A 17,018-nucleotide genomic window follows, 5' to 3' on the forward strand; every position below is an offset into this window, starting at 1 on the left:
CGGGGTAACCGGAGTGACGGGAGCTACCTGGGTAACCGGAGTGACGGGAGCTACTGGGGTAACCGGAGTGACAGGAGTCACCGGGGTAACCGGGGTAACGGGAGTGACAGGAGTCACCGGGGTAACCGGAGTGACGGGAGTCACCGGGGTAACCGGAGTAACCGGAGTGACGGGGGTAACCGGAGTGACGGGAGCTACCGGGGTAACGGGAGTGACGGGAGCTACCGGGGTAACCGGAGTGACGGGAGTAACCGGAGTGACGGGAGCTACCGGGGTAACGGGAGTGACGGGAGCTACCGGGGTAACGGGAGTGACGGGAGCTACCGGGGTAACCGGAGTGACGGGAGCTACCGGGGTAACGGGAGTGACGGGAGCTACCGGGGTAACCGGAGTGACAGGAGTCACCGGGGTAACCGGGGCCACAGGAGTAACGGGAGTAACGGGAGTCACCGGGGTAACCGGAGTGACGGGAGTAACCGGAGTGACGGGAGCTACTGGGGTAACCGGAGTGACGGGGGTAACGGGCACAAGTCTGACAGCGAACTCTGCCTTCGGCAGTAATACCTCTGGAACATTAATTCTCGTAGCCCTCGGCGGTACGGACGTCACTGTACCGAACAATCAGGTTATTGGGGCAGGCGTTACCATCAATGGAGGCAATACCGTATTTACGCTTGCAAATGCGGGGAACTACTTTATTTCGTACTCGATAAACTTGACGGCAGGGCTTCTTGTAAGTTCAAGGGTTTTATTGAACGGGACAGCTGTTCCACAGTCTGTTATTTCGCCGGTCGTAAGTTTAACAGCGTTCAATGCCAGCTTCATAGTTAACGTTCCTTCGCCAAGCTCTACAATTGAGCTTCAATTGTTCGGCTTGGTGGGTACTGCAACGCTGGCTTCGTCAGCGCCTACAGGAATATCGATCATTAGACTGAGCTAGACCGGTTAAAAAAACTGTCGTTGTCAGGAGACTGTGAGCTGTGACCACAAGATGGCTATTGTCTTCAAAGCGTCCTTCTTGCGGGTCGCAGTTCCACTGGTTTCGACAGTTTATTCAAGCTATGAGGTGAAGTATCCAAGCGGATCATAAAAGCAGGTCTGAGAACAGCCGGTTAGTTGCGCTATCGGAATGACGCTTCTTTAATGCGTTTATGGCAGGCTCATAGCCGCAAGATAGATCTGCAGCTTTCTGATAAGCATCGGCGGCCTTGTCTGGACAACCCAATTGCTCATAACACAGACCCTTATAGTACCATGCCTGAAAGCTTCCGGTCCCTTTCAGCGACAAGTGGGACGTAATTTGATCGCCGATCGCCAGGCAATGTTCGAATTGCTCCAACGCTTCGTCAAATTGGTTCATCAAATACAAAATGAGTGCTTTATAAAAATGCAAATCGATATAGTCCGGGTAGAGGAGAAGCGCTTTTTCAATCCCTTCCTGTGCAGGCTGCAGATTCCCTGAAGCAATTAACACGGAATATTTGAGTCGGTAGAGAAGAGAAGGAGGCATTAGCTGGCTCTCGACAAAACGGGCTATAGAAAGGTTCACAAATTTGAATGATTCTTCATAATATTGTAAGCGGGCATATTCAACTGCCAAATGGTATTCCATCCAAGGTGAGTGGGTCTGATCACTGATTTCGCGTTGGAGCAAGGCGATATTTCGATGCACTTTGTTTTTTGCGTAAATCACATCATCCATATATCCATAATGATGAAATACTGCAGAAATAACAGGTATGTTTTGGTTCAGCAGATAAGGAGCCGCATTCGTCAAGTCAAAGGTTTCATGAATGCGGTTGATGAATTTGAAGCCGCGATGGTTGCGAATCAGCCGAGGCTGTGTAATGTGGAAGGCGTGATCGGGGTTTGTATCTTTCCCGATGTAATTGACCAAGTGGACTGCATATATCAGTTCAGTCTCTTGTTTTAACTGCTCACTAAATGCTTTCAAATCAGAGATTGTGCACTGTTCGTCTGCATCCAGCCACATAATCCAGTCGCCACGGGCATGATTCAGGCCAAAATTGCGTGCTTCAGCAAAGCTGTCGTTCCATGGAAAGCTGAATACCTGTGCATCAAATGTTTTACAGATTTCTAAGGTATTGTCGCTGGAGCCCGTATCTACGATCACAATCTCATTCACAATATTTTTGACACTGTCCAGACAACGGCCAATAGAGGCCGCTTCGTTCTTGACAATCATGCACAGCGATAGTGAAGGCCCCCCCATAGCTCCAACTCCTTATAATCATTTACTACATTATATTCCCATTGTTATACGTATAAGAACAGCAAATTAAAAGGACGGCAGGGCGTCTTTGACCATTCCAGCACGATTTGAACAGTGGACGATGTTACGGATACAGCTAGGGGAAAGAAAAGTTTGGGGAAGGTGTTTCCTTCACGCAGGGGAAGGAATAAATTGTAATGTATTAAATTGAAGAAGGAGTTGGATGAAACATGTCTCAACCGAATATTCCTAATATTAGTCCTAACATTACGATTACCAGGGATGATGCCATAAACTTAATTCTTTCCTCTATCGCTCTTGAGGAAATCGGTCTAAGCCATATTATTAATGCAGAGGGCGAAAAGATTCAATTCGTGTTAGGAACACTTCCAGGCATTAGCGGTCCTGGTGCTACAATCAGCGACGTACTTGCTGTAAACCAAAGTGTTAGAGCTACATTGGACAGCACTATCAAGAAGGAACTGCTTCTTCAATCTAAATTGGATAGTGCTTTAGGAGCTGCAACCTTGCAGGGTCCTACTGGTGTAACTGGACCTACAGGACCTGCGGGAGGACCCACGGGGCCTGCAGGCCCAACCGGAGCTGGAGCGACAGGGGCTGCAGGAGCGACAGGAGCAACAGGAGCGACCGGAGCCACGGGAACGACAGGAGCAACAGGTGACCCGGGAGCCACGGGAACGACAGGAGCAACAGGTGACCCGGGAGTCACTGGAGCAACAGGAGTAACTGGAGCGACCGGAACGACAGGAGCGACAGGAGTCACTGGAGCAACAGGAGTAACCGGAGCAACGGGAACGACAGGAGTCACTGGAGCAACAGGAGTAACCGGAGCAACAGGAACGACCGGAGCCACGGGAGCCACGGGAGTCACTGGAGAAACAGGAGCCACGGGAGCCACGGGAGCGACAGGGGTTACAGGAGCAACAGGAACGACCGGAACGACAGGAGTTACGGGAGTCGCCGGATCGGGTGCTATTATCCCATATGCTTCTGGAGTTCCAGCTATTCTCACGACGTTGGCAGGCGGTCTGGCTGGTACGACAAGTCTGGTAGGTTTCGGCAACTCGGTAGCTGGCGTTACACTTGTTGGAACGACAATCGACCTGACAGGGGCTGCGGGCACACTGCTTAACTTTGCGTTCTCGGCGCCGCGCGCGGGGACAATTACGTCGATTGCAGCATTTTTCAGTGTGACAGCAGGTATTACTCTGGCTGGCGCGGCATCAGTTACAGCCCAACTTTACAGCTCCACCACACCGAATAATACCTTCAGTCCGATTCCGGGCGCCAGTGTTACACTTCCTCCATTAGCCGGGTTGGTTACTATCGGCACAACAATCAACAACATCGCTACGGGACTCGCAATTCCTGTAACTGCACAGACTCGTTTGTTGCTGGTATTCTCGGTTACAACTACAGGTATTGCTCTGGCGACTACTTTGGCTGGATATGCAAGCGCGGGAGTAGCAATCAACTAACAACAATCATAAGCAAGCCATACTGCATCCAGGTATGGTTTGCTTTTTTTAAAATATATACATTTATAAAGTTCCCTTTCTAAATGAGCTGAAACGGCTTCTATCGCCAGAACCGGCATGTTTGCATCTTCTGAATTTTTTTAGTTCAGAAAGATAAGCAGTGTGTCATATACATAAAAAAACAAAGAAAGGAAGGCGAACGGCAGAGCGATTTCAGAGGTTCATTTGTTTACAGTGTGCTCTACGGGTGTTTATCACTCAATATTTCAAAAGAGGTGATTGGCTTTGTCTCAAGCGTCTATACCTAATATTACCCCTACGATTTCGATTACGATTGGCCAGACAATATCATTGCTCTTGGCTTCCATTGCTTTGGAGGAGCTGGCTTTGGCTCACGTAATAAATGCGGAGGCCGAGAAAATTCAATTTGTCGTCGGCACATTAGGCCCGGGGTTAACGCCGCCGGCAACTTTGTCGAACTTGCTGACCATTGATGAAAGTGTGAGGCGGACTTTGCAGGAGGTCGTAAGAAAGGAGATTTTGCTGCAGCAGAAGCTGGATTCGGTTCTAGCCCATGTGTCGGTGACGGTTTGAATTCATTCACAGTTTGTAAGGGCGTGTGCGAGGGCGACGATCATTGCGGATCTGTCCTTGACACGTCTTTTTTTATAATTTCTTTGGGTAACGCTCATGGAATAAACAAACTGTTCATATATATAGTTGCAGAATTATATATAAGTTGAACGAAAGAAAGTCAGGCAAGGCCTGCTCCCGTTTCTTTCGTTCAACTTATATAGATCGGTTGCTTCAAAAAAGAGGTTTGTAAATTATGATCGTCCCATGCAGGACGTCTTGTTACATTTTCGGTCTCGGGTTACATACCTGAGAGCCTCCACTGCCGCTTGTTTTCTTGCCGAATGAGCGCCATGTTGGACTAACGGTTCAAGCAGGCACTTATGATCAATAGCGCGGATGGCACGAGACGCATTACATAATGAAAGGAAGATGAAAGCGATGAGTATGCCGAATGTCCCGGATATTACGCCTGAAATTATTTTGAAAAGGCCCGAGGTTGTCAATCTTCTTCTTACTTCTATCGCTCTGGAAGAAATCGGTCTGTCCCATATTATTAATGCCGAAGCGGAAAAGTTGCAAAAGGTTATTCATGAGCATTGCTTCAGCCTGGGCGACGCCATACGGATCAATGACAGTGTGGACCGGTTGCTTCGAAATGTAATCAAGAATCAGATGCTGCTCCATTTTAAGCTGGAGGACGTCCTGAAACTGGAAGGGCATTGTGAATTTATAGAGGAGTGTATCGAAGAGTAGGAGCAAAGGAGGATCAAGATGGAGATCAAAGGAAAGGTACCCTCCCAGCCCATCCCAACAATGAACGAAGCAGTATCTCATCTGATCGAATCCATTGCATCGGAGGAAAAAGCACTATCTAGACTATTGGATACGGAAGCGGAGCACATCCGTACCTTTTCAGAAGAGAATCTTGGCCGCGGCGTCTCTTCAATTGAAGACATTATTAAATTTAACCATTCTGTCATTCAGTTCATGGATTCTGTCGTCATGGCGGAATGGATGCTGCTCAAAAAGCTTGATACGGTACTTCAACTGGAGTTGCAGGGAGCGGACGGCCATTATATTGCGGAGAGCAGAGATCGGGGCGAGCACAACGGGGGGCGGCGCCAGGTGCCGGATGATCTGGAGGACATGAGGTATGCGGAATGGGAGGAATACGATGAATGGTGATAAGAGGTGGAGACTGTGGAGAGCATAACAGCCCTCGATTATAAGCCTTCTCTCAAGCGGTTGACCGCCTCTGTTATCTGTATTTGCACAGGACTGGCAGAACGGGCCGTTGAAGGGTCGAATAGGGAAAACCGGCTCCTTGAATTTCAAATGATGGATATGCTGCATACGCTCGTCCAACTTCATATTCAAAGTCAGAGAAAGCAAAATTCGATGGCCTATGTGGATGCCGAAATGGGTAGACATGCTGTCGATACCGACCATGGCAGCGGGCATGCATACCTGCATTATGAAATGCTGCCGGAACTGGATCGGTTCAAGACTCTACTATCGCAAAAGCCGCTTCAAAACCGGTATTGCTCAAACCGTATCCTGGACAGCCTGAATGATTTGAGTTCCTGTTACATACAGCCGCAAATGAAGGAAGAAACCTGTATGCTGCCGGAAGACCCGCATGATTTCGCACGACGGGATCAAGAGCGAAGTGAAGACTTTGAAGACTTTGAAGACTTTGAAGATTTTGAAATAATTGCAGACTATGAAGAACAACAGCCGAACAGGGAAGTGGATAATCAGGACTGGCAAGAGTTGAAGGACATAGCAGGAGAACTTGCAGGCAGACCGCGAATCGAAATTACGGAGGAGGTGTTGCGGGAGAATGCGCCTGTCCGGCAAAAGCGCTCCCCCGCAACACAGCCGCCAGTATTTTTCAATAAAGTAAGCGTTACAATCGGTCAAGCCAAGTATACCCGATTTTTGAAATCTCCTTGACTTTGAAAGGATAGAAGAACCCTCTGAGACGCGAGCGTTTCGGAGAGTTCTTCTATGCCATGAGCGTCGGATCGGAAGGTACAGGCCAGTCGCCGATCTATGAATAATAGCTTATGAAGAGGCGTGCCTGGAGGTTATGCGATGAATCTGTTCCAGAGCCTCCAGGTAATAGGGCTCGCTCCCATAATGCTCGTTGAAATAGGACTCGAAACCTTCCAGCTTCCCGGAGCCGCTGGCTGCAAAGCGCTGGAACCATGGCAATATGAAGGAATAGAAGACCCGCTGTTTGTCGGCCCGGATGCCGTCTTCTGATAAACCCCGCCCCGCAAAATGCTGCAATATCCGCTGGTAGCTGTCAATGAACACCTTGCCGAAGTTGTAGCTGGCGGTATCGTTGCCGGCATAGGTGAACATGCTGCGGTGTACGACGCAAAATTTGGGATTTCGCTCCAGCATGGCATACTGCCAATAGATTTGGTTAAAGGAGGAGTCGAGGTACAGGCTTTTATCCTCAATTTGCTCCCAATCTTCGCGGCGCAGAATAGTTGCGGATATGAAGGAGGAATAGATGGAGGATTTGTGCAAAAATGCTTCAAGCCCTTCATCTGCTTCGACGAGACCGGTAGGCTGAAGCAAGTCAATATGAATGACAGAGCAGTTCTTGTACGTATGCAGCACATGAAGCAGAGGGATGAGCGTTCCTTGTACATAGAAATCGTCATCGCCTTGGATTTTAAGAAATTTCCCCTTGCCCTGCCCCACAACGTGCAAAATATTCGGATCGGCGCCGATGTTCTCTGCATTGCGCTCATAATGAAGGCCGGGATATTGCTCGGCATAGCGTTTGAGCACTTCGGGGGTCTCGTCGTCGGATGCATTGTCGCTCACCCGCACCTCAACGAGGTCGGTGTCACCGATCTGCGAATAGATCGATGCCAGACACTGCTCAAGATCGCGCGCCCGGTTATACGTCGGAATACAAATTGAAAGCAGCGGTTGTTCTTTTCTCCGTTCCAGTATACGGCCAGCCTCCCGCTTGGAGCGGGTGCGCAGCCATTGTCCGGAACCAGGGTCGTATACTCTTAATATTTTGGCGGGAGAACCTCCGACAACGCAGTAGTCCGGCACATCTCCCGTTACGACACTGTTGGCTGAAATTACGCTGCCCTTGCCGATCTTTACATGACCCACAATGACCGCATTAGCTCCAATCCAGGCGCCTTCCCCGATTTCGACGCGGTTGGAATACGAGGTAATTCCCTGGGAATGAATCGGGATGCCGACCTCGCGATATTGATGATCGGTGTCGGAAATATAAACATTGGGACCAGTCAAAACATTAGCTTTGAATTCTACTTGATTTACTGCGGATATGACCAGTCCCAGATTGCATTGTGTGCCGTCCCCAATAATGATTTTCGGGCTTGCCCCGAGTCCCGGACTAATGACATTAAACCAGTAATGCGCCCGGATAAATACATTGCTGCCAATGGACACATCTTCGGGATATACGAATTGCCCGCCTTCCTGAACAAAAGTATTCGATCCGAAACGGTGAAACCGCGCGGCCAGTTCCTCGCTGATAAAGGTCATGTGCACCCTCCTTTGGAAATCAGTAAACTATTTTTTACTGATTACATATACATAAAGGAAGCTGTTTATTCCATATTCGCAGAAAAGGGCTGCGAAGCTGCAAGTCATCAATGCCCGCTAGGAGGAACTGCATTTCATGAAGGATTCTGGACAACAACTGCGCGAGCAAATTTTGCGGCTTACTGCGGATTATTATGCCGACCAGTGGCCGCGGCGCGCCTTTCAGCCAGGCAAGGAATATATCCCTGTCAGCGGCAAAGTATTCGATGCAGAGGAACTGTCGGTTCTCGTCGATTCCTCGCTTGATTTTTGGCTGACAGAGGGAAGATACGCCCGCCAGTTCGAACGGGAATTCGCTGCGTACATGAAGCAGCGCTATGCGCTGCTGACCAATTCCGGCTCAAGCGCGAACCTGCTTGCCTTCTCGGCGCTTACCTCTCCGCAGCTTGGCAGCAGGCAACTGCAGCCGGGAGACGAGGTCATTACGGTTGCTGCGGGCTTCCCTACAACTGTAAATCCGATGATTCAGCATGGCATGGTTCCGGTATTTATTGATGTCGATATCCCGACCTACAACATCGACACGAAGCTCCTGGAAGCAGCTATAAGCAGCAAGACGAAGGCCATTATGGTGGCTCATACGCTAGGCAATCCGTTCAATCTGAACGAGGTCAAACGAATTGCCGACAAGTATGGACTATGGCTGATTGAAGACTGCTGCGACGCGGTTGGCTCGCTCTATGAAGGCCAGCAGGTCGGCACATTCGGAGATTTGGCAACGGTCAGCTTCTATCCGGCACACCATATTACGATGGGTGAAGGAGGGGCAGTTCTTACCTCTAATGCGAGGCTGAAGAAGATTACCGAATCTTTCAGGGACTGGGGCAGAGATTGCTGGTGCAAGCCCGGCAAGGACAATACTTGCGGTCGCCGCTTCGGCTGGGAACTGGGGACACTGCCGTGCGGGTATGACCACAAATATACGTACAGCCATATCGGCTACAACCTCAAGGTGACAGATATGCAAGCGGCAGTGGGAACGGCACAGCTCAAGAAACTGCCCCAGTTTGTAGAACAGCGCAAGGTCAATTTCAATTATTTGAAGACGGCATTAGAGCCGCTGGAGCATGTGCTCATTCTGCCGGAGGCGACGAAAGGCAGTGATCCGAGCTGGTTTGGCTTCCCTATTACAGTCAGGGAGGGAGCGCCGCTATCCCGCAATGAACTTGTAGAGGCGCTGGAGAGTCACAAGATTGGAACCCGGCTGCTGTTTGCCGGCAACTTGCTGCGTCAACCGGCCTATAAGGATATTGTGCATCGGGTAGCCGGTCCGCTGACGAATACGGATGTCATTATGAACCGGACCTTCTGGATTGGCGTGTACCCGGGGCTGACCGAGCCAATGCTCCGGTATATGGCGGATGTGCTTCACAAGCTTCTCGAAGGGAGGACCCTATGAAGGTTGTACTGCTGGCAGGAGGGTACGGTACACGCATCAGCGAGGAGACGCATCTGAAGCCCAAGCCGATGATCGAGATCGGAGATAAGCCGATTTTATGGCATATCATGAATATTTTTTCCAAACATGGCTTTCGGGAGTTCGTGATTTGTCTCGGCTACAAGGGCCATGTCATTAAGGAATACTTTGCCCATTATTATTTGCACGGGACCGATGTCACCTTTGACTTCGGCAATCATAATCAGCGGATTGTCCATGATCGTTATCTGGAGCCGTGGAAAGTGACGCTGGTGGAGACCGGACGGGACACGATGACAGGCGGGCGGCTGAAGCGGGTTCAGAAATATGTGGGACAAGAGCCATTCCTGATGACTTACGGAGACGGGCTTGCGGATATTGATATCGGGGCGCTGGTAGAGTTCCATAAGTCTCACGGGAAGCTGGCCACGGTTACGGCGGTGCAGCCACTGGGGCGCTTCGGCGCGTTGCAACTGGAGGATACGTTGTCGGTCAAGGGGTTTATGGAGAAGCCGCGCGGGGACGGGGGTTGGATGAACGGAGGCTTTTTTGTACTGGAGCCTCAGGTGCTGAACTACATTGACGAGGACAGCGAAGTGTGGGAGCAGCGTCCGCTCAGGCAACTGGCCGAGGAAGGACAACTGATGGCATATAAGCATAGCGGCTTCTGGCAGCCGATGGACACGCTGCGGGACAAAAACTACCTGGAGGAGTTATGGGCTTCAGGGCGTGCCAGTTGGAAATAAGCGAAGTGAAAGGTGAGAACATGTCAAATTTCTGGAAGGGACGCAAGGTGCTGGTGACCGGTCATACCGGCTTCAAGGGAAGCTGGCTGTCCGTGTGGCTTCATTCACTGGGCGCAGAGGTAACCGGGTATGCACTGGCGCCTGCTCATGAGGCCAGCCTGTTTGCGCGATGTGAAGGCGAATCGTGGATGAAATCCGTCATCAGTGATATACGCGATTATCCGGCGCTTGCCAGAACGGTGCGGGAGGCACAGCCCGAGGTCGTGATCCATATGGCGGCTCAGCCGTTGGTACGGCATTCATATCGCGCTCCTGTCCATACGTATGAGGTCAATGTCATGGGAACGGTGCATGTGCTGGAAGCGGTTCGGGAAGCGGCCCTGGACGGCGCTTCTATTCGGGCTGTTCTGAATGTGACGACGGACAAATGCTACGAGAATCGAGAATGGCCCTGGGGCTACAGGGAGAATGACGCGCTTGGCGGGTACGATCCTTATTCCAACAGCAAAGCATGTTCGGAACTGGTTACGTCCGCTTACCGCAGCAGTTACTTTAATCCCGCGCACTATGAGCGGCATGGGGTAGGGGTGGCCACGGCGAGGGCGGGCAATGTGATCGGCGGCGGCGACCTGTCGGAGGACCGTCTTCTTCCCGATTGCGTTCGCGCGTTGCAGGGCAATCAGAAGCTCCGTATCCGCAGTCCTTATGCCACGCGCCCTTGGCAGCACGTGCTGGAGCCGCTGCACGGCTACATTCTGCTGGCGCAGAAACTCGTCGAGCGGGGGCCTGCAGGGGCTGGAGCCTGGAACTTCGGTCCGGATGAGGAGAGCGTTCGCAATGTCGAATGGGTGGCCGCCAAGGTTGGGGAACTGTGGGGCAATCCGTCTTTCCATGAGCGGGACGATCAAGCTCATCCGCATGAAGCTGCCGATTTGAAGCTGGACAGTTCCAAAGCGAGACGGGAGCTTGGCTGGCGTCCGCGGTGGAAGGTAGAACGGGCGCTGGAGAAGACGATCGAATGGTTTCAGGAACTGGCGAAGGGTACGCCTGCGAAAGCATTGTGTCTGAGGCAGATTGATGAGTACGGGAGAGACGGGTAACAGTCAGACAGCCAGACACCAGGAGAGGAGGGTACCCACATGAAGCTTTCCGACTATGTGATTGATTTTATAGGCAAGCAGGGGGTGAGCCACATCTTCGAGATGATCGGCGGAGCAATCGCCCATCTGCTTGACGCAACCTATGACCGGGAGGACATGGATTGCATATCGGTTCATCATGAGCAATCGGCGGCATTTGCCGCAGAGGGGTATGCGCGGGTAAACGGAAAGCTTGGCGTTGCCATGGCGACGAGCGGACCGGGCGCGCTCAATTTGCTTACCGGAATCGGAAGCTGCTACTTCGATTCGGTGCCTTCTTTGTTCATAACCGGACAGGTAAATACTTACGAATACAAGGGAGATCGTCCGGTCAGACAGATCGGATTTCAGGAGACGGATATTGTCAGCATTGTACGGCCAATCGTCAAGTATGCGGAGATGGTCACCGATCCCGCACAGATTCGCTATCAGTTGGAGAAGGCTGTTTTTCTGGCAGGACACGGCAGACCCGGACCGGTACTGCTTGATCTGCCGATGAATGTACAGCGGGCGGAGATTGAGCCGGATCAGCTGGAAAGCTTCTACGGCAGCAGCGAGCACCATGCGCTGCGTGTAACGCCCAAGCCGGTCAGCAGCCGTGACATCGCAAGGACACTGGAGCTGCTGGGGCAGGCCAGCCGTCCGGTTATTCTTGCCGGCGGGGGGATCCGGTCCGCTGATGCGACAGCTGAGCTTCGTGAGCTGGTGGAGCGCACCGGCATACCGGTCGTGCATTCCCTGCTTGGACTTGACGCGCTCCCCGGAACTCATCCTGCAAGCGCAGGGCTAATCGGCTCTTACGGGAATCGATACAGCAATCTGACAGTGGCCAACAGTGATTTTCTGCTTATTCTCGGCTCGCGCCTGGATACCAGGCAAACAGGGACGCTGCCGGAATCATTTGCCCGTGAAGCGGTAAAGGTGCATGTAGATATCGATGCCGCAGAGCTGAACGAGAAGGTGCGTGTTGATCTGGCCGTCCATGCGGATGTGAAGAGCTTTCTGACCCGACTGCTTAAAGCGCTGCACGACAGGCAGCCGAAAGATTACAAGCCATGGCACGGCGTCATCAGCAATTATAAGACCAGGTATCCGAGCGGGACGCCGGAGCTGGCATCCGGGGCTATCGAACCGAATCGCTTCATGGAACTGCTGTCGGACCGCAGCGCCGCCGGCGACTTGATCGTACTGGATGTGGGGCAGCACCAGATGTGGGCGAGCCAGTCGTTCCGCTTGCGGGAAGGACAACGGCTGCTCAATGCAGGCGGCATGGGAGCAATGGGCTTTGCGCTTCCGGCAGCGATCGGCGCAGCGAAGGCGGCTCCCGGCAGACGAGTCATTGTCATTGCCGGAGACGGTGGCATTCAGGTAAACATTCAGGAACTGAATACGGTCGCCAGACACGGGCTGCCGATCAAAATTTTCGTTATGAACAACAACAACCTGGGAATGGTGCGGCAATTTCAGGATATGTATTTCTCCGGACGCCGTCAGTCTACTGTAAACAGTTACAGTTGTCCGAATTTGCCAGCGATTGCACATGCCTATGGACTGAAAGCCTTTACGATTGATGATGTCAGTAAGGCCCCAGAGCAAATTGAAGCTGCCCTTCGAGCCGAAGGCAGTGTACTTGTTGAGGTAAAGCTGGCGCTTGATACAACGGTAACACCGAAGCTTGCCGTCCATCATCCGGTCGAGAATATGTCTCCTGAGCTTGCGCCGGGTGAGCTGGAATCGGTCATGATCATTGAGGCATGGAAGAAGCCGGACAGGGGGGGCGTATGATTGCGATCAGCTTGTGCATGATTGTCCGCAATGAGGAGAACAGCCTGGCTAAATGCCTGGCAGGCGTAGCAGGCATTGCCGATGAAATCATTATTGTGGACACGGGCTCAACGGATAAAACAAAGGAAATCGCCAAGAGCTTCGGCGCGAAAATATACGATTTTAAGTGGATTGATGATTTCGCCGCCGCTCGCAATTACTCCTTCAGCAAAGCCACCAAGGAATATATTTTATGGCTGGATGCCGACGACACCATTGAAGAGAAGGACCAGAAGCTGCTGCGCGAACTGAAGACGACGCTCGCCCCGGAGTACAACAGTGTAAGCATGCCGTACAATCTGGCCTTTGACGGGGAAGGCAATGTAGTCTCCTCGCTGCGGCGCAACCGCGTGGTCAGGCGGGACCGTCAGTTTCAATGGATAGGGCCGGTGCATGAATATCTGGCCGTGTTCGGCCCCATTTTCCCCAGCGATGCCTGCATCACGCATAAAAAGGATAAGGAGCATACGGACCGCAATTTGCGCATTTACCGCAAGCGGGCCGAACAGGGAGAAGAATTCTCTCCTCGGGATTTATACTATTATGCCAATGAGCTTAGGGACCATGGCCTCAATGAAGAGGCGGTCGATTATTACGGGCGGTTTCTGAATACAGGCCAGGGCTGGATCGAGGACAATTTTCAAGCCTGCCTGAAAGGAGCGGAATGTTGGGCAAAGCAGGGCAACAAAGAGCAGGAGTTTCAGTGGCTATGCAAGACGCTGCTGTACGACAAGCCGCGTTCGGAGTTCAGCTGCCGACTTGGCGCCTACCTGTTCGAACGCGGAGATTACAATCAGGCGGTGTACTGGTATGATCTTGCTTTGCGCCTGCCGGAGAACAAAGACAATATGGGCATGACCAACAAAGCGGCGTCGACATGGCTGCCCCACCTGCAGCTTTGTCTTTGCTACGATCGGCTCGGACAGCATAAGAAAGCCAGCTACCATAACGAATTGGCGCTTACTTTCTATCCTTCACATCCGAGCATGCTCTACAACCGGGATTATTTCAAGGAACTGTTGGGCAATCAGTACGTGGAAATCAAGGCCGTAGGCAAAGGTAAAACGGAGGGTAAACATGAGTCCAGACGTTAATTTCGAGTATCCGCTTCAGCCCGCATCGCGATTTGGCTGGAGCAAGCCGGTGCATCCCCGTCTATATGAAATTATTAATGAAGGCAGGGACCGTTACGCGGAACTGCTGCGGCATTTACTTGTTTATACGGATCAGTTGACGGCCATTGATCTGTATGCAAGCGACCCGCCATGGCGTCCGGTCTGGCTGAACTCCTGGTTCCCCGGACTAGACGCCGTTGCACTGTATGGAATTATTGGCCGCTACCGCCCCAAACGATACATTGAGATTGGCTCTGGCAACTCCACCAAATTCGCCAAGCAGGCTATTGCAGATCAGCAATTGGATACACAGATCACTTCAATTGATCCCGCGCCAAGAGCTGAAATCGACGAACTGTGCGATGTGCTGATTCGCAGCGGCGCAGAGAGTGTGGACTTGAGCCTGTTCGAGACGCTGGAAGCGGGCGATATTCTGTTTGTGGACAGCAGCCACCGTTCCTTCATGAACTCGGATGTTACAGTCATTATGCTGGAGGTGCTGCCGTATTTGAAGCCGGGCGTGCTGGTTCAGTTCCATGATATTTATTTGCCGCATGATTACCCGGAAGCCTGGACGAAGCGTTATTATAACGAGCAGTATTTGCTGGCTTCCTTCTTGCTTGGCGGGCAAGGCGGCTTCGAGATTGTATTTCCGAGCGCCTTTGTCGAGCATGACGCGGACTTGAGCGCTATTCTAAATCCATTATGGACTGCTGAACGAAGCATGAAGGTTGTCCCGCGCAACGGCGCTTCATTCTGGCTCCGAAAACAGTGAGGTGAACGATGAAAACGAGCATTGTCATTTTGACACATAACCAGCTCGCCATGACGATAGGCTGTCTGGAGAGCATACGTCGGCATACGCCGGAGGAACATGAAATCATCATTATTGATAACGGGTCTACCGACGGGACACCCGGCTATGCCCGGCTGCAGCCGGATGTGATCTTGCATGAGAATAAAGAAAATCTCGGCTTCGCCAAAGGCTGCAATCAGGGGGTTGAGCTGGCGACCGGCGACAATGTGCTGTTTCTTAACAATGATACGATTATGACGAAGGACTGGCTGAAAAATATGCTGCAGGCGCTGTACAGCTCTGAACATATCGGCATGGTCGGACCAGTGACGAATTATTCCAGCGGCCATCAGCGAATTCCGGTTACTTACACCGATCTGGCGGGGCTTGACGCCTTCTCCAAGTCTCATATCGAGGCCCATGCAGGGAGCAAGCTGTCGGTGCGCCGGCTCGTAGGTTTTTGCCTGCTTGTCAAGCGCACTGTGCTGGATGAGATCGGCGGGTTCGACGAACGGTTTGGCCTGGGCAACTACGAGGATGATGACCTGTGCCTGCGGGCAATTCGTCAAGGTTATGGCTTGTATGTAGCGATGGATTCCTTCATCCACCATTACGGGCACGCTACGATGAATCAGTTGCCAAGCGACAATTTGAATACACTGCTGCAGCAGAATAGCAAGAAGGCGACGGAGAAGTGGGGCAATAATATTCATGAATTGATCTATCGGCCGGAGATATCGGTCAGCCTGTGTGTGGTGGCGCAGCAGGATGCGCAGCGGCTCCGTCATACACTTGCGACATGGATAGATGCAGTGGAGGAGACCATTGTCATCGTACCGGATGCAGATGGAGAGGCGGCGGAGATTGCGGGACAGTATACGGACCGTGTGTTTGCTTTCTATGGGGAGGGAGATGGCGAGGAGGCATATCAGTTCGCGTTTGATCTGGCGACCAAGGATTTCGTGCTGTTTCTGGAACCGGGCGATGAGCTGGAAAAGAACGAACGCCGGAAGTTTTCCGGTCTGAAAATTTCGGTTGAGGATGCGGATATAGTCGTACTGCCAAGCGGAGAGAATGAGCAGCGCTTTATGGTACGCAAGGACAGTGGCTTTGCATCCCCTGACAGGCTGGAGGAGGACGCTGCATACGGAGGGTTAAGGTTGAATGCGGGCGTGACCGTCAGGAACAGATTTTAAGAGAGTACGCATTATAAACATGATCCTCCAAATAAATACAAGCGAGGGCGCTTTCTATCGGGGAGCTTAAGCAACAGCTTCGCCAGACAGAGCGCCTTCATCCATAATCAGGTGGGACAAGCCGCCGGTTTTGGATATGGGTTTTGGATGTGATCCATTCGTTATGACTGTGATTAATTTTCTTAGGGTCGGGGCAGCATGCCTAGCCAAAGGAGATCAACAACTTCGGCTGCGGCCTCCCGGGTGGTCGCGCGCTGTTCCATGACAGGCTGGCGATTGCGGATCGTCAACGCCCCGGTGAAGACATGTGCGAGCAGCACTGGATCGCAGGGAGCGATCTGTCCGCTCAGGATTGCGTCATGGAACGCCTCGCCGAGCAGATGGTGAATGGCTGCTTCGCCGTCGCGGATTTTATGAATCTGCTCGTCGGTCAGACCAGCGGAAGCTTCGCGCATCATGGTCTCAAAATCCACATGGGCATTGCGCATATGGCCTTCAGCAATAGCAATCAGACGCTCGCGCAGAGGCTGGTCCGAGAGGATCAGCCTCTCAGTCTGCATGTAGGCAATTTGAAGTACGAATAGCAGCGCCTCCGTGAACAGCTCGGATTTGTTGTTGAAGTAATAGTAAATGCTCGCCTTGGTTACTCCGCATGCTTGCGCTACCGTCTCCAGTGATACTTTCTCAAAGCCCTGATCCATGAACAGGCGTGAAGCCGTGTGCAGAATTTGCGGCATCGTCTGGACATTGCCGGAGCTCTTGGGCCGTCCAGGCTTTCTCTTGGGTTGATATTCCGTCATCGGCTTCCCCTTCCCTATATATAAAATTCAGGATTGATTAATTAACCTTCTGGTATATATAATTAATC

16 protein-coding genes are annotated in these 17,018 nt (G+C 51.9%); 13 read left to right on the forward strand and 3 right to left on the reverse strand.

Annotated elements, in window-relative coordinates; genetic code table 11:
• The coding region (locus JFN88_RS24625; protein ID WP_233167930.1) for a BclA C-terminal domain-containing protein at positions 1 to 940 on the forward strand (940 nt) is incomplete at its 5' end.
• A gap of 144 nt (positions 941 to 1,084) precedes the next feature.
• Here JFN88_RS24625 and JFN88_RS15955 read toward each other — a convergent pair.
• The gene (locus tag JFN88_RS15955) at positions 1,085 to 2,233 is read right to left on the reverse strand and encodes a glycosyltransferase (protein ID WP_233167932.1); all 1,149 of its coding nucleotides are present in this window, start codon (positions 2,231 to 2,233) and stop codon (positions 1,085 to 1,087) included.
• A gap of 230 nt (positions 2,234 to 2,463) precedes the next feature.
• Here JFN88_RS15955 and JFN88_RS15960 point away from each other — a divergent pair, with 230 nt between their 5' ends.
• The 5 genes from JFN88_RS15960 to JFN88_RS15980 all read left to right on the forward strand — a co-directional run bounded on the left by JFN88_RS15960 (position 2,464) and on the right by JFN88_RS15980 (position 6,264).
• A complete protein-coding gene (locus tag JFN88_RS15960; RefSeq protein ID WP_199020254.1) occupies positions 2,464 to 3,732 on the forward strand; it encodes an exosporium glycoprotein BclB-related protein in 1,269 nt (422 codons plus the stop codon).
• Positions 3,733 to 4,017: 285 nt separating this feature from the next.
• On the forward strand, positions 4,018 to 4,326 hold the full coding sequence (locus tag JFN88_RS15965) for an alpha-helical endospore appendage domain-containing protein (RefSeq protein WP_199020255.1): 309 nt from the start codon (positions 4,018 to 4,020) through the stop codon (positions 4,324 to 4,326).
• A 420-nt stretch (positions 4,327 to 4,746) separates the two neighbouring features.
• Positions 4,747 to 5,061, forward strand: coding sequence for an alpha-helical endospore appendage domain-containing protein (locus JFN88_RS15970; RefSeq protein ID WP_199020256.1), 315 nt, complete (start codon positions 4,747 to 4,749; stop codon positions 5,059 to 5,061).
• Between the two features lie 18 nt (positions 5,062 to 5,079).
• Positions 5,080 to 5,493 carry an alpha-helical endospore appendage domain-containing protein gene (locus tag JFN88_RS15975; RefSeq protein WP_199020257.1) on the forward strand — a complete coding sequence of 138 codons (414 nt, stop codon included), beginning with the start codon at positions 5,080 to 5,082 and terminating at the stop codon, positions 5,491 to 5,493.
• 15 nt (positions 5,494 to 5,508) lie between these two features.
• On the forward strand, positions 5,509 to 6,264 hold the full coding sequence (locus tag JFN88_RS15980) for a hypothetical protein (protein ID WP_199020258.1): 756 nt from the start codon (positions 5,509 to 5,511) through the stop codon (positions 6,262 to 6,264).
• Between the two features lie 111 nt (positions 6,265 to 6,375).
• Here the strand turns inward: JFN88_RS15980 and JFN88_RS15985 are convergent, their stop codons facing one another.
• Positions 6,376 to 7,857, reverse strand: a complete 1,482-nt coding sequence (locus JFN88_RS15985; RefSeq protein WP_199020259.1) for a glycosyltransferase — start codon at positions 7,855 to 7,857, stop codon at positions 6,376 to 6,378.
• 136 nt (positions 7,858 to 7,993) lie between these two features.
• Here JFN88_RS15985 and rfbH point away from each other — a divergent pair, with 136 nt between their 5' ends.
• Genes rfbH through JFN88_RS16020 form a run of 7 tightly spaced genes read left to right on the forward strand, consistent with a single transcriptional unit; the run spans position 7,994 to position 16,150 of the window.
• Entirely contained in the window at positions 7,994 to 9,316 is a 1,323-nt protein-coding gene (rfbH, locus tag JFN88_RS15990; protein ID WP_199020260.1) for a lipopolysaccharide biosynthesis protein RfbH, read from the forward strand.
• The gene (gene rfbF, locus JFN88_RS15995; RefSeq protein WP_199020261.1) at positions 9,313 to 10,080 is read left to right on the forward strand and encodes a glucose-1-phosphate cytidylyltransferase; all 768 of its coding nucleotides are present in this window, start codon (positions 9,313 to 9,315) and stop codon (positions 10,078 to 10,080) included. Before rfbH ends, rfbF begins: the two co-directional genes overlap by 4 nt.
• Before the next feature lie 20 nt (positions 10,081 to 10,100).
• Positions 10,101 to 11,180 carry a CDP-glucose 4,6-dehydratase gene (gene rfbG / locus JFN88_RS16000; RefSeq protein WP_199020262.1) on the forward strand — a complete coding sequence of 360 codons (1,080 nt, stop codon included), beginning with the start codon at positions 10,101 to 10,103 and terminating at the stop codon, positions 11,178 to 11,180.
• A gap of 39 nt (positions 11,181 to 11,219) precedes the next feature.
• Complete coding sequence (locus JFN88_RS16005; RefSeq protein WP_199020263.1) at positions 11,220 to 13,004, forward strand: thiamine pyrophosphate-binding protein; 1,785 nt, start codon at positions 11,220 to 11,222, stop codon at positions 13,002 to 13,004.
• Entirely contained in the window at positions 13,001 to 14,137 is a 1,137-nt protein-coding gene (locus JFN88_RS16010) for a tetratricopeptide repeat-containing glycosyltransferase family 2 protein (protein ID WP_199020264.1), read from the forward strand. Before JFN88_RS16005 ends, JFN88_RS16010 begins: the two co-directional genes overlap by 4 nt.
• Positions 14,121 to 14,933, forward strand: a complete 813-nt coding sequence (locus tag JFN88_RS16015) for a class I SAM-dependent methyltransferase (RefSeq protein WP_199020265.1) — start codon at positions 14,121 to 14,123, stop codon at positions 14,931 to 14,933. Before JFN88_RS16010 ends, JFN88_RS16015 begins: the two co-directional genes overlap by 17 nt.
• Before the next feature lie 8 nt (positions 14,934 to 14,941).
• The gene (locus JFN88_RS16020; RefSeq protein ID WP_199020266.1) at positions 14,942 to 16,150 is read left to right on the forward strand and encodes a glycosyltransferase family 2 protein; all 1,209 of its coding nucleotides are present in this window, start codon (positions 14,942 to 14,944) and stop codon (positions 16,148 to 16,150) included.
• 182 nt (positions 16,151 to 16,332) lie between these two features.
• Here the strand turns inward: JFN88_RS16020 and JFN88_RS16025 are convergent, their stop codons facing one another.
• Positions 16,333 to 16,950, reverse strand: coding sequence for a TetR/AcrR family transcriptional regulator (locus JFN88_RS16025; RefSeq protein ID WP_199020267.1), 618 nt, complete (start codon positions 16,948 to 16,950; stop codon positions 16,333 to 16,335).
• Between the last annotated feature and the right edge of the window lie 68 nt (positions 16,951 to 17,018).

Origin of the sequence: Paenibacillus roseus, from assembly GCF_016424485.1 — a bacterium.
Classification (GTDB): Bacteria; Bacillota; Bacilli; order Paenibacillales; family Paenibacillaceae; genus Paenibacillus_D; species Paenibacillus_D roseus.

Coding starts and splice junctions, on each gene's coding strand:
- JFN88_RS15955 (WP_233167932.1), bottom strand. CDS start 2,233: ATGGGGGGGCCTTCACTATCGCTGTGCATGATTGTCAAGAACGAAGCG.
- JFN88_RS15975 (WP_199020257.1), top strand. CDS start 5,080: ATGGAGATCAAAGGAAAGGTACCCTCCCAGCCCATCCCAACAATGAAC.
- JFN88_RS16025 (WP_199020267.1), bottom strand. CDS start 16,950: ATGACGGAATATCAACCCAAGAGAAAGCCTGGACGGCCCAAGAGCTCC.
- JFN88_RS16010 (WP_199020264.1), top strand. CDS start 13,001: ATGATTGCGATCAGCTTGTGCATGATTGTCCGCAATGAGGAGAACAGC.
- rfbG (WP_199020262.1), top strand. CDS start 10,101: ATGTCAAATTTCTGGAAGGGACGCAAGGTGCTGGTGACCGGTCATACC.
- JFN88_RS16005 (WP_199020263.1), top strand. CDS start 11,220: ATGAAGCTTTCCGACTATGTGATTGATTTTATAGGCAAGCAGGGGGTG.
- JFN88_RS15985 (WP_199020259.1), bottom strand. CDS start 7,857: ATGACCTTTATCAGCGAGGAACTGGCCGCGCGGTTTCACCGTTTCGGA.
- rfbH (WP_199020260.1), top strand. CDS start 7,994: ATGAAGGATTCTGGACAACAACTGCGCGAGCAAATTTTGCGGCTTACT.
- rfbF (WP_199020261.1), top strand. CDS start 9,313: ATGAAGGTTGTACTGCTGGCAGGAGGGTACGGTACACGCATCAGCGAG.
- JFN88_RS15960 (WP_199020254.1), top strand. CDS start 2,464: ATGTCTCAACCGAATATTCCTAATATTAGTCCTAACATTACGATTACC.
- JFN88_RS16020 (WP_199020266.1), top strand. CDS start 14,942: ATGAAAACGAGCATTGTCATTTTGACACATAACCAGCTCGCCATGACG.
- JFN88_RS15970 (WP_199020256.1), top strand. CDS start 4,747: ATGAGTATGCCGAATGTCCCGGATATTACGCCTGAAATTATTTTGAAA.
- JFN88_RS16015 (WP_199020265.1), top strand. CDS start 14,121: ATGAGTCCAGACGTTAATTTCGAGTATCCGCTTCAGCCCGCATCGCGA.